Consider the following 13,034-nt stretch of genomic DNA (forward strand, 5'->3'; position numbering starts at 1 on the left):
ATAAATTAAATTCAAAAAGACATTTTAGACAGCTTTTTATATTATTTATTCTCGATCCACTTTCTGGCATTAACAAAAGCTTCCAACCATGGCGATGCTTCGTCTTTTCTGTTTTCTGGGTAATGTGCCCAATTCCATTGGAATGTGGAACGCTCAATATGAGGCATCGTTACCAAATGACGCCCCGTTTTATCACACATCATTGCGGTATTAAAGTCCGAACCATTTGGGTTATGAGGATATGATTCGTAACCGTACTTGGCAACGATATTGTATTTGTTTTCAGGATAAGGTAAGCTAAATTTTCCTTCGCCATGAGAAATCCAAACCCCTAAGGTTGTGCCCGCAAGTGTTGCCAGCATCACCGAATTGTTCTCTTGAATTTTAACCGATGTAAACGCACTTTCGTGTTTTTTCGAATCGTTGTACGTTAATTTTCCGTGTACGTCGTGCTCTGGATTAACCAAGTCTAATTCCATCCAAAGTTGTGCACCGTTACATATTCCAACAGAAAGTGTATTTTCTCTATTGAAGAATTTTTTAAGTGCTGTATTTGCTTTTTCGTTGTACTTAAAAGCACCGGCCCAACCTTTGGCAGAACCTAAAACATCGGAGTTTGAGAACCCTCCAACGGCGCCAATGAATTGGATGTCTTCTAAAGTTTCACGACCGGAAATTAAGTCGGTCATGTGTACATCTTTTACATCAAAACCAGCTAAATACATGGCGTTTGCCATTTCGCGCTCGGAGTTACTTCCTTTTTCACGTAAAATCGCAGCTTTGGGTTTTGGTTTTTTCGAATCAATTATGGGGAGTTTTCCTGTAAAATGACTTGGGAAGGTGTATTGTAAAGGTTGATTTTTATAATTATTGAATCTGTCTTCTGCTAAACCATTTGCCGTTTGTTTTTGGTCGAGTAGGAAAGAGGTCTTGTACCACATATCCCTTAAACGGGAAACGGTCATGGTGAACACATCCGTATTGTTGATGATGCTCAATACATCGGAAGTCGTTACTTTTCCTATGTTAAAAAACTCAATGTTTGCCGCTTTTAAAGCAGTTTCAACAGAAGCATCTTTAGCTTGAAACACAATACCCGAATTTTCGGCAAACAACACTTTAAATGAGTCTGTTTCATTTAGTGCCGTAAGATCTAATTCTGCTCCAAGATTAGTGTCGGCAAAACACATTTCTAACAATGTTGTAATTAAACCACCCGAAGCCACATCGTGCCCTGCAACAATCTGTTCGTCTTTAATTAATTTTTGAATGGTGTTAAATACATTTTTAACATAAGATGCATTTTTTACATTTGGTGCATCATTTCCTATTTTATTTAGGATTTGAGCAAACGAGCTTCCTCCCAATTTAAAATCGTCTTGCGAAAGGTTGATATAGTAAATATCTCCGCCATTTCTTTGTAAAACGGGTTCAACCACTTTGTTGATGTCATTACAATTTGCCGCGGCTGAAATAATAACGGTTCCGGGAGAAATAACCTCTTCGTTTGGGTATTTTTGCTTCATGGAAAGCGAATCTTTCCCTGTTGGGACGTTAATCCCTAAATCGATGGCAAATTCCGAAATGGCTTTAACCGCCTCGTACAATCGCGCATCTTCACCTTCGTTTTTACAAGGCCACATCCAGTTTGCCGATAATGAAACGGATTTCAATTCTTCTTTTAAAGGTGCCCAAATGATATTGGTTAAGGCTTCGGCAATACTGTTTCTGCTGCCGGCAACGGGATTGATTAACCCAGAAATAGGCGAGTGCCCAATGGAGGTTGCAATTCCTTCTTTTCCTTTGTAATCCAATGCCATAACACCAACATTGTTAAGCGGAATTTGTAACGCACCAACACATTGTTGTTTGGCTACTTTTCCGCCAACGCATCGGTCAACCTTATTGGTCAGCCAATCTTTGCAAGCCACCGCTTCCAACTGTAAAACTTGGTCTAAATAATCATAAAAATTATCAGGATTATAAGTTAAATCACTGTAATTTCTTTTGATTGTTTTGTCGGTCATTACCGTTTTTGGCGAACTGCCAAACATGTCTTCCATAGCTAAATCCATAGGTTTATTGCCATGGGTTTTTGACTGAAATGTAAAGCGGTCGTCTCCCGTAACATCACCAACGGTGTACATGGGCGAACGCTCACGCGCTGCGATTTTCTGTAGTGTATCTATGTGTTTTTCAGCAATAACCAAGCCCATACGTTCTTGAGATTCGTTGCCAATAATTTCCTTATCGGATAATGTTGGGTCGCCAACCGGAAGTTTATCTAAATCGATATGTCCTCCCGTATCTTCAACCAGTTCCGACAAACAGTTTAAGTGCCCTCCAGCCCCGTGGTCGTGAATGGAAACAATGTGATTTTCATCACTCTCCACCATACCTCGAATAGCGTTTGCAGCACGTTTTTGCATTTCAGGATTGGAACGTTGTACGGCATTTAACTCGATACCAGACTCAAACTCGCCGGTGTCTGCCGACGATACCGCGGCACCCCCCATTCCAATACGGTAGTTTTCACCACCTAAAATAACTATTTTGTCACCTTTTTTGGGCGTGTCTTTTAAGGCTTGTTCCGCTTTGGCGTAACCAATTCCACCGGCTTGCATGATAACTTTATCGAACCCCAGTTTCCGCGCTTCTTCCTCATGCTCAAACGTTAATACCGAACCGCAAATTAAGGGTTGCCCGAACTTGTTTCCAAAATCGGATGCGCCGTTTGATGCTTTTATTAAAATATCAATGGGCGTTTGGTACAGCCATTTGCGTGCTTTAAATTTTTGCTCCCACGGGCGATTGGCTTCCAAACGAGAATACGATGTCATATAAACCGCTGTCCCCGCTAATGGCAGCGAGCCTTTTCCGCCAGCAAGTCTATCTCTAATTTCGCCTCCAGAACCTGTGGCAGCGCCATTAAAAGGTTCGACGGTAGTTGGGAAATTATGTGTTTCCGCTTTAAGCGAAATAACTGAGTTAAAATCCTGAGTGGTATAATAATCCGGTATATCGGCACGTTTTGGTGCAAATTGTTCCACTTTTGGACCTTTTATAAAAGCGACATTGTCTTTGTAAGCCGAAACAATATCGTTAGGATGTTGCTTCGAGGTTTCTTTTATAAGCTTAAAAAGCGATGTTGGCTTTTCTTCGCCATCAATAACAAAGGTGCCATTAAAAATTTTATGACGACAATGCTCTGAGTTCACTTGCGAAAACCCAAACACTTCCGAATCGGTTAATGGGCGCCCTATTTTCTTGCTCACACCGTTTAAATATGCAACTTCTTCATCGCTAAGCGCCAAACCTTCTTGTTGGTTGTAAGCCGCAATATCTTCAATGTCTAAAATAGATTCTGGTTGAATATCAATGGTAAACGACTCTTGATTTAACCCTTTGAATTTTTCAGAAATCATGGGGTCGAAATCCTTAAAATCTTCGGCAATCGCTTTAAATTCTTCAATTCTAAAAATACCATCAATACCCATGTTTTGGGTAATTTCAACGGCATTGGTGCTCCATGGTGTAATCATTGCAGCGCGAGGACCAACAAAAAAAGCATCTAAAGATGCTTGTTCCAATTTTGGTTCATTGCCAAAAAGCCAAGTTAATTTTAAAATGGCTTCGGTTGATAATTCTTTTGTTGTTTGAACAGCAAAAACTTTGCTATTTGCGTTTCCAAAGAAGTGAATCATTAGGTCTGGATTTGTTTGTGTTTAAAGAAAGTGCAAATTTACTTCTTTTTAGTGGAATTTTAAGCAAAAATATAATGCGGAAAATTTAGAGTTATTAAGGGGTTTTTAACAGGCGCTTTTGTTTTTGGGCGTTACCCGATGGGTCGGGCTTTCCGCTATATCTTTTTTGTGCTAAACTTGTTTCAGTATCTCGTCAAGTTTGTTTTCCAAATTGTAAATACGTTGTAACACAAACTTTATAGTTAAGCACAAAAAAGGATGCCGCTGCAATCCCTAACGCGCCTATCCGCCCATACGGTTGTTTAACCCATGATTTTGTCATTTTTGCGAAGACAGGAATTAAAATATACGAACTTTTTTTTCAGACCTAACAGGTTTCAAAAACCTGTTAGGTCTTACTGTTTAAGGTTTTTACTTAATTAGCTTTTTAGAAATACTGCCTTTGTCCGAATCCATTTTAATGATGAAAATACCTCGATTTAGGTTGGAAACGTTAATCGTTTGATTGTTTCTGTCCAAAACACCCGATAGTATTGGTTTTCCTAAAATATTGTAAATGGTGTATTTAATATTTTCAACCGTGCTAATATTTAAAATAGGGCCATTTAAGGGGTTTGGAAATATTTTTAAATTATTCAAATTTTCATCCTCTGTACTTAATGCCGGATAACAGGTCCATGTTAAATCATCTATAATTACCCGATCTCCCCCAGAAGTGGATTCGGAGATGGTTATAATTACATTTCCGGTAACATTTATGTCTGAAATTGTTGTGGTTTGTACGGTGTCGTCATAGGGTATAGTGCCTACTAAATTACCGTTTACTTCAACTTCCAAAGCGCCAGTGCCACCAGAAAACGCACGTTGGGTTGAAACCGTTAAACTACCCACGCCATTCGGTAAGTTAGGCGATGTAACAGAGCCCGCGGTCGAACCTCTAATATCTATGGCAATGGCCCTGTTGTTTAAGACCTGATCGGTTCTTGCTTCGGTAGCAACCCATGTTCCGCCATCGTCACCGGTCCACATTCTATCTAAATATTGGCTATGTGCTGCCGGCATATTTTGAAAAGTTTCAAAAGCACAAGCATTTCCGCCTCCAGCTGCTAAAGTTGTTGCATTTACCGGTTGGCTTAACGGGGAAGTGTTGTTTGCCAAATCTGTAGCTAAAACCGCAAACTCATAAGTTGTTTCGGAAGATAAACCTGTAACCGTAAAACTTGTTGCCGAAGAATTTGTGGATACATAATAAGCGTTGTCCACATATATGTTGTACGCCGTAACACCAACGTTATCCGTGGAGGCGGTCCAATCTAAATCTACCGTGGTGGCCGTCTCATTTGATGCCATTAAATTCGTGGGTGTTGTTGGTGCTTCGGTATCGGCGGGCGGATTACTGCCCCAGCGATTTGTAGCTGGACTGCCTCCCCATATTACCGTTGCTAAATAGGGGTTATCTATAAAAGGGTTTCTGTTACCTTGTGCATACGTATTGCTGGTATTTTCATGATAGGTATTTCTGGCATCTTCAATTGTTGAAACAGGATCGTCTGCATTCCATTGCAATAAAAGGTTAATCATATTGGAATCAACAGAATTTGTTGTGCCAACTGTCACATAAGAAGGTAAGCATTGCGAGCCATACCTCAAGTACATATACATAATTATTCGGGCAACATCACCTTTCCACTCATCTCCGGGATACCAATTACTGCCAACTTCAGTTGCATTGCCACTGCCGTCATCAAATTTTCTGTTACCTCTATCTTGATTCATTTGAATGTCAGACGGTCTTAAGTTATGCGCATCGGCATAAGGCGCATTGTTGGTTCCGTTAGTGTCTAATCTGGGGTTGCCTAATGAATTTGGAAACGTGTGTTCCCTATTCCAATGGACGCCATTGGTTCCTCCGTTTAGCGTTTTGCTCCTCGATCGGTCTGTTACATGATTTCCGTCGCCATCATTGTAGCCGTAAATCAATAATACGTTTGCGCTATTTAGTGGGTCTTCATCGGTAATTTTATCTGCTTCCCATATTCCCGGGGTGTACGAAAGAAAATTTGTGTGTTTTGCAACCGTTTTAGTGGCCAAATCATTAAACAAATCCATTTGCGTTTGGGAGAAATCAACATCCGTATAATAGGCCTGTAAGTTTGCAGGGGGCGTTAATTGCGCAAACGAAATGGAGGCAATTAAGAAAAACAGAAAGTAAAGATGCTTCATTTAAGATTAGTTTTTTCTTTCTAAAAGCGCCATATAAAAACCATCAAACCCAGATTTATGGGCCAACACTTTTTTGTCTTTTATAAAGATAAAACTTTTTCCGGCATCGGAAGTTAAAAATTTATCAACTTGTTTCTGATTTTCAGAAGGTAATACCGAACATGTCGCGTAAACCATTTGTCCGCCTACTTTTACCATTTTTGAATATTGCTGTAAAATATCTTGCTGCGTGGTTTTTATTTTTTCGATAAATTCGGGTTGTAATTTCCATTTGGCATCGGGGTTTCTACGCAGCACGCCCAAGCCCGAACAAGGGGCATCAATTAAAACACGATCGGCTTTATCATACAGTTTTTTTATGACTTTTGTCGATTCAATGGTACGGTTTTCAATGTTATGTGCACCGTTTCGTTTGGCACGTCGTTTTAATTCGTTGAGTTTGTTTTCGTAAATATCCAAGGCTATAATTTGACCTTTGTTTTCCATTAAGGATGCAATATGCAAGGTTTTTCCGCCGGCTCCAGCGCAAGCATCAACCACGCGCATACCGGGTTTTACATTTAAAAACTCAGCCACTAATTGCGACGAGGCATCCTGTACTTCGAAATGCCCTTTTTTAAACGCTTCGGTAGAAAATACGTTAGCACGTTCTTTAAGTTTTAATGCGCTTGGGTAATTATCTAAAAATTCGGTTTCAATATCCAAATCGAATAATTCGGTTTGAAGTTTTTCCTTGGTGGTTTTAAGCGTGTTTACCCTTAAAATAACATCGGCCTGTTCGTTTAAAGCCGTAATTTCCTTAGTCCAAACGGCATCGCCTAATTCTTTGCGCCCCATGTCGTCCATCCAATCGGGAATAGAAGCTGCGAATTTTCTAATTTTAGACAACTCATCAAAACGCCCTTTAATTTTACGCAAAGGGGTGCCCTCAAAATATTTCCAATCGGGCAGTTTTATGCCTTTTAGGGTCGCCCAAACAGCAAACATGCGCCACAAATTATCTCTGTCAAACGGTTCTTTTACATCAGCTATTTCGGCGTATAAACGCTTCCATCTAACAATATCGTAAGTGGTTTCGGCAACAAAACCCCTGTCGCGCGCGCCCCAACGTTTATCGCGTTTTAAAAGTTGCTGAATAACTTTATCGGCATACTTTCCTTCGTTAAAAATTAGGGTTAAACCATCAATAACCGCAAAGCTTAAATTTCTGTGTAATCGCATCGTGTGTAAATAAGGCTGCAAAGGTACGTTAAAAGTTTATGTGTTTAAAAATAATACCTATGGATTAGCTTTTTGTGAAGATAAAGAAGTTGAATATGGCTTTAAAAAACAACAAAGAAATCGCTAAACTGTTTAACAGCATGTGAATTTTGAAAATTAATTTTGAACGGAATTGAAAATTTATGACAGTTCAAAAAAACCAGTGCTGCCGCCCACCCAGGTTTTATCTTTATTGTATTTAACACCAATCATTTCGCCTTTGCTTAAACGCACCAGATTACTAACAATTTTAGTGGTATTCTCTTTTTCGCAATGTAGCAACATCATGCGTATTTCGCATTTTGCAGGCACGTCCAGAGTTTTTATAATAGGATGATAAGCCACTTTTTCTTGTAACAAATAATTGGATTTGTCTTTAATTTGGTCAATCATTTCTCGTGTTACGTGTATTTGAACTCCGGCACCAGCAAAAGAATAGAGCGGTTTTAAAACATAGTTTTCCAAATCTTTAGGAATGCTTTCCAATTGATTTAGATAATAGGATTTTGGCACATAATCGCCTTTTAACAAAGGCATGGTGTATTTGCTAATCCTGAAAAACCAATTGGGATGTCCAATCCATTCAATATCAACTTCATCTTTAAAATCGAATTCGCGTTTTAAATCGTCACGCTGATTCAATTCATCAAAAATAATACGGTTATAAATTTTTAAAACCTGAATTTCTTTACATTCATCATTTAAATAAAACAGTTTTTTGCCTTTTTTAATCAACTTGCTAATGCACAAAACCTTAATGCCCAACAGGTTTGCGGTACAATAAAAATCGATGGCAGTGGCTTGTTTTTCGGGTTCTATTTCCAATAAAATAACTTGATTGGGATCGGTGTCTCCAACGATTTCCGTACGTAACAACTCGACAAACTCAAGTGAGCTGATACCGGTTGGATGTATGGAAAGGTGTTGTGGAATATCATAATGTTTTTGATACATGGATTCTAAAAGATGCTGAAAACAGTACAGCGATGGAAACCCCTGTAACTCGATAAGCTTGGGTGTTGGCGTGCCATGTTCGTCTAAACAAATTCCGAAATCCAGTTGCACGAACTTTGAGTGCTCGTCTTCGTTGGGTACTTTGTTTTTTTTATCGAAAAAAGCACCTTCGGTTAAGGCTTTAAAATTGGGTTGATTGATAACCGACATAATATCGTTGCAAGCATCAACCAAACGTTTTTTTAAGTCGTTTGGAATAAATATAGGCGTTTCGGCAATTTTGAATGGTGCCGTATAATCAAATTTTTGATTGATACCATTCAATAAAGCTCGATACGTTTCTTCTTTAAAATTACTATTAAATGCTTTACGATATTTTTCTATCATTTCAACCTAAGATATTACGAGTTGTTGCTTGTTCTGTTTAATGGCCAAACGAATAAATGTTGGTAAAATATGGGCATACGTTTTAATGATTTTGTCTGGGTCGTCCATTCTTTCCATCATTCTTTTGTATTTGGCTTCACCAAAATTGGTAATTACAATTTGTTTATTGATATCTTCTGAAAAATGGGCCTGCATCCCGATAGGGTCTGCTTCGGGATGAAATTGGGTGCCCACAAATTCTTTAGAAAACCGAACCGCCATAATTGCACGTTCGTACTCTACGTGTGTTCGTATTTTTTCGAGACTCAATATGGATGCACCGTGCTCTTTAAAGACTTTTAAACGTGGTTGCACAAGCTGCCAATCGCGAGAATCTACGGCATAATACGGGTCGTTGAGTCCTTCCAAAAGAACATCTTTTTTTCCTGCCGCCGTTTTATGAATTGGTAAAATACCAAACGATGTGCTTTTGCGTGGTTTTAATTCGCCCAATTCAAAATAATGGCACACCACTTGAAAGGAGTAGCATATAAAAAACACGTGCTTTTTTTGGCTGTAGGATTTTAGGTTAAAATCCCAAAGCTGTTGTACTAAATTTAAGTAGGGTTGCCTCCAAGCGCCTTCTTCTAAAGGGCTATCGGGTCCACCACTTGAGATATAAATATCAAAATTTAAATCGGGCAATTCGTTTTTTGCCCTAACGTTAAAAACTTGGTAATCTACATCGTAGTTAAACGATTTAACAATATCAACAATACAACGTAAACCTTGATTGGGTTCATCGTTGTTCATGTCTAAAATTGCTAATTTTACTTTTTCATTCTGCATTATCATAATTTTAATCTGTGCCAAAAATAGTTTGTTCTATGATATAATCTACTACTTTGGTTAAATCTTTTGTTTCGTTAAAAACGGCAAGCTGCCTATCGGCACCCGTACCTGTTTTCATTATATTTCTTATATTTTCTATGTCTTTTCTCGAGCCTAATTCATCAACAACGTCGTCAACAAAATCCAATAATTCTTCAATAAGCAGTCGTGTTTCAACTTCACATTCTTTACCAAAATCTATCATTTTACCATCTAAACCATAACGGCCTGCACGCCATTTGTTTTCATTGATTAATGCTCTGTGATAAGTGATGAAATTTAAGTTTTGCATTTTCAATTTATAGAGTTTTGCAACAATAGCTTGAATTAATGCGGCAATGCTTATGGTTTCGTCGATAGACATTGGGACGTCGCAGATACGTACTTCCAGTGTTGGATAGGTAGGATGAATTCTAATATCCCACCATATTTTTTTAGGATTATCGATGCACTTCGTTTTTACCAACAGGTTTATATAGTTTTCGTAATCTGTTAAATTGTCAAACACGCCGGGGATTCCGGTTCTTGGGAATTTATCGAATACTTTAGATCGAAACGACTTAAACCCAGTGTTTCTGCCTTCCCAAAACGGTGAGTTTGTCGAAAGGGCATACAAATGCGGTAAAAAATAGCGCATGGCATTGGTAAGGTGAAGCGCCAATGCTTTGTTTTCTATACCAATATGCACGTGAAGTCCAAAAATTAAATTGGAACGTGCCGTATCTTGAAGCTCGTTTACAATTTCATCGTAACGCGGATTGGGCGTAATAAGTTGTTTTTCCCATTCTGAAAAGGGATGTGTCCCCGCGGCTCCAATTCTAAAACCTAAACCTTTGGCAATATCCGAAATGGATTTGCGTAAAAGCTTAATTTCAGCCCTGGCTTCGGTAACGTTTTTACACACATTGGTGCCCACTTCTACAACCGCTTGGTGCATTTCGGCCTTAACTTGCTCGTCTAAAACCTTTTCGGCTTCAACAACAATTTGCTGGTCGTGGGAAACCAATTCTCTAGTTACAGGGTCTATAACTTGGTATTCTTCTTCTATGCCTAATGTAAAATCCATGGACACAATTATTTAAGTGGTGTTTTTTTACCGGTAATCTGATTTTTAACAAAAGTACCCCATGTTAAATTCATTTTTCCCTTTTTGTATTGTTTCGCTTTTTCAATCGCCATATTTGCAGCATTTTCAACAATCCAATCAAAATTTTCTTGTCCCACCGAATGGATGTCTGCATCTGGCGCTGGATTACAAAAATCGATAGCGTAAGGAACGCCGTCTCTAATGGCGAACTCAACGGTATTGAAATCGTAGCCTAAGGCTTTGTTTAACCGAATACAATATTTTTCAACCAGGTCTAACGTGTCTTGTTTTACGGGAGATCCATCAATAACATAGCGTAAATGGTGCGGGTTGCGCGGTTCGTATTGCATAATATGAACCTTATCGGTATTTAAAACATAGCACCTAAAATACTCGGTAAAGTTGATTTCCTCTTGCAACATCATGACCAAATTTTCGGTTTCACCATGTTTTGTCCATAAATCTTCTGGACTTTCAACACGGTAAACGCTTTTCCAACCACCGCCATCGTGGGGTTTCATGTAAGCAGGAAAGCCAACGGTTTCAAACATTTTCTCCCAGTTAAAAGGGAATTTCATGTTTCTAAATGAGTTTTCATCGGTATCGGGTGGCCTGTGTGAAGTTGGTAATATAAAGGTTTTTGGCACCGGAACTCCAACTTTTTCGGCCAGGGCATTATTGAAAAACTTTTCGTCGGCACTCCACCAAAACGGATTGTTAATTACAGCGGTTCCTGTAATGGCAGCGTTTTTTAAAAAGGCTCTGTAAAACGGAACATCTTGTGAAATCCTATCAATAATTACAGCATATTCGTCTGATTTGGCCTGCTCAACAGTTTCAATTAAAACCGCTTCGGCAATCATGTTTTTAATGCCTTGATCTTTAATTTTTTCGTTTACACGATCAATAAATGCCTGTGGAAATGTGTTTTCCTGCCCAAATAAAATACCAATTTTTCTCATAAAATTATTGTTAGTAGTTAGTTATATTTTTGATAAATAGTGCGGAAACATTTGTCTCCAAATCGGCCAATCGTGTTCTGCCCATTTACGTTCGTCAAACCAAAACGGGATGTTTTTATCGCTCAATATTTTAGCCATTTCTTTATTGGATTCCAAACAGATATCCCATTCGCCCACGCCAAGGATAATTTTCAATTTCCAAAGATCGGGGTGATTGGCACCTGGTAAAAAATCTACAGGATTATTAAAAAACACATTGTCATCGTAATAACCATCTAAAAAAGATTTAATATCAAACGACCCACTTAAACTAAACATGTGGCTCACCTTATCGGGATGTTTAAAGGCGAAGTTTGCCGCCTGATAGCCGCCAAAACTTACGCCGGCAACGGCAACTTTGGCTAGCCCTTTTTCTTTGCAAATGGGGTGCACTATTTCGTTTAGTATAAACTCGTCAAACCAAATGTGGTTTTTTACCCGATCGGCGGGATGAATACCCTTATTGTACCAACTTAACTCGTTAATGCTGTCCGGACAATAAATTTGGACCAAACCTTCTTCTAAATACCACCTTACGGATTCAATGAGTTTAAAATCTTTACATTCGTAGTAACGGCCCGAGGTTGTTGGAAATAAAACGAGTGGATACCCTGCATGACCAAACACGAGCATTTCGGTGTCTTTACTTAAAGTAGGGGAGTACCATTTATGATATTCTTCTTTCAATAGATTGATTTTTAGTTAGATAAAAATTAAAGCCCGCGAAAGTACGATTAATTATAATAGCTGTGGAATTTATTTTTATTATTAAATATAAGGATTAAATAATTAGCTTTCAACAAGATAGTTTTTTTTTGAAAGTTTTAATTTTTTTGAATGCTTTTTTAAGACTGTTTAAATTTTATTTAAAACAGTCAACAAGCTATCACAGCTTTTAATGCCTCGCTCTGTGGCACTTTTTTTAATGATGAGCGAACCACTCATGCTTTGCAAAATATTTTTAAAAAGCTTTTCGTCCTTTAATCCGGATTCGCCTTTTCTCATGGCGCCAAAATCCATATTGAATACCATGTAATTTCCTAAATAGTCTTTGTGGATTATTTCTTGTCTTTCGTAATCCTTTAAAATAGACTTATAATTAGAATAGTGTTCTTCGATAGCGGTCTTTAATCCAAAATCATCAATGAGTTTAAAATCGCCCGAGTTTATCATCGTTTGATAGGTGATGTCTTTTGGGTAAAATTCTGTTAAATTGAACACATTGAATATTTTATAAATCGATTTTCCGCTTGCGGGAGTACCCGTATCCAATAAAGGAATCACCTCGTTTATGGTTTTAATTTTGGATTCGATGGCATCGGAATTGTTTTTTAGATGTTGTTTGTCAATTTCAACATCACTTTTAATGTTTTCTAAATATTGCTTTTTTAAGGCATCGTTTTTTTGAATTTCAGCGCACTTGTTCATGCTAAATGCAATGGAAATGCCAACAATGACAATGAGTATTTCGCCAATAGCATACTTAAACTGTTTTTTCATTTTTGATTAGTTTGTTTAAAGCTATGAAAATTTGGGCAATAAAAAACG

Annotated in this window: 9 protein-coding genes; all 9 read right to left on the bottom strand. The window is 38.2% G+C overall.

Annotated features, from left to right (window positions below):
• Nucleotides 1-41 precede the first annotated feature (41 nt).
• Nucleotides 42-3,704, bottom strand: coding sequence for a phosphoribosylformylglycinamidine synthase (gene purL / locus RNZ47_RS10445; RefSeq protein WP_311939692.1), 3,663 nt, complete (start codon nt 3,702-3,704; stop codon nt 42-44).
• A 411-nt stretch (nt 3,705-4,115) separates the two neighbouring features.
• Nucleotides 4,116-5,927 carry an endonuclease gene (locus tag RNZ47_RS10450; RefSeq protein ID WP_311939694.1) on the bottom strand — a complete coding sequence of 604 codons (1,812 nt, stop codon included), beginning with the start codon at nt 5,925-5,927 and terminating at the stop codon, nt 4,116-4,118.
• Between the two features lie 6 nt (nt 5,928-5,933).
• Nucleotides 5,934-7,148 (bottom strand): RsmB/NOP family class I SAM-dependent RNA methyltransferase, encoded by a 1,215-nt coding sequence (locus tag RNZ47_RS10455; RefSeq protein WP_311939696.1) that lies wholly within the window; start codon nt 7,146-7,148, stop codon nt 5,934-5,936.
• A gap of 180 nt (nt 7,149-7,328) precedes the next feature.
• Complete coding sequence (locus tag RNZ47_RS10460) at nt 7,329-8,528, bottom strand: hypothetical protein (RefSeq protein WP_311939698.1); 1,200 nt, start codon at nt 8,526-8,528, stop codon at nt 7,329-7,331.
• Between the two features lie 6 nt (nt 8,529-8,534).
• The gene (locus RNZ47_RS10465; RefSeq protein WP_311939701.1) at nt 8,535-9,356 is read right to left on the bottom strand and encodes a type 1 glutamine amidotransferase; all 822 of its coding nucleotides are present in this window, start codon (nt 9,354-9,356) and stop codon (nt 8,535-8,537) included.
• Between the two features lie 10 nt (nt 9,357-9,366).
• Complete coding sequence (locus RNZ47_RS10470; RefSeq protein WP_311939703.1) at nt 9,367-10,464, bottom strand: carboxylate-amine ligase; 1,098 nt, start codon at nt 10,462-10,464, stop codon at nt 9,367-9,369.
• An 8-nt stretch (nt 10,465-10,472) separates the two neighbouring features.
• Nucleotides 10,473-11,447, bottom strand: coding sequence for an ATP-grasp domain-containing protein (locus RNZ47_RS10475; RefSeq protein WP_311939705.1), 975 nt, complete (start codon nt 11,445-11,447; stop codon nt 10,473-10,475).
• Between the two features lie 21 nt (nt 11,448-11,468).
• Nucleotides 11,469-12,173, bottom strand: a complete 705-nt coding sequence (locus RNZ47_RS10480; RefSeq protein WP_311939707.1) for an esterase family protein — start codon at nt 12,171-12,173, stop codon at nt 11,469-11,471.
• 168 nt (nt 12,174-12,341) lie between these two features.
• Entirely contained in the window at nt 12,342-12,986 is a 645-nt protein-coding gene (locus RNZ47_RS10485) for a DUF6090 family protein (protein WP_311939709.1), read from the bottom strand.
• Between the last annotated feature and the right edge of the window lie 48 nt (nt 12,987-13,034).

Origin of the sequence: Hwangdonia seohaensis (assembly GCF_031932625.1) — a bacterium.
Taxonomy (GTDB): Bacteria; Bacteroidota; Bacteroidia; order Flavobacteriales; family Flavobacteriaceae; genus Hwangdonia; species Hwangdonia seohaensis.

Coding starts and splice junctions, on each gene's coding strand:
- purL (WP_311939692.1), bottom strand. CDS start 3,704: ATGATTCACTTCTTTGGAAACGCAAATAGCAAAGTTTTTGCTGTTCAA.
- RNZ47_RS10450 (WP_311939694.1), bottom strand. CDS start 5,927: ATGAAGCATCTTTACTTTCTGTTTTTCTTAATTGCCTCCATTTCGTTT.
- RNZ47_RS10455 (WP_311939696.1), bottom strand. CDS start 7,148: ATGCGATTACACAGAAATTTAAGCTTTGCGGTTATTGATGGTTTAACC.
- RNZ47_RS10460 (WP_311939698.1), bottom strand. CDS start 8,528: ATGATAGAAAAATATCGTAAAGCATTTAATAGTAATTTTAAAGAAGAA.
- RNZ47_RS10465 (WP_311939701.1), bottom strand. CDS start 9,356: ATGCAGAATGAAAAAGTAAAATTAGCAATTTTAGACATGAACAACGAT.
- RNZ47_RS10470 (WP_311939703.1), bottom strand. CDS start 10,464: ATGGATTTTACATTAGGCATAGAAGAAGAATACCAAGTTATAGACCCT.
- RNZ47_RS10475 (WP_311939705.1), bottom strand. CDS start 11,447: ATGAGAAAAATTGGTATTTTATTTGGGCAGGAAAACACATTTCCACAG.
- RNZ47_RS10485 (WP_311939709.1), bottom strand. CDS start 12,986: ATGAAAAAACAGTTTAAGTATGCTATTGGCGAAATACTCATTGTCATT.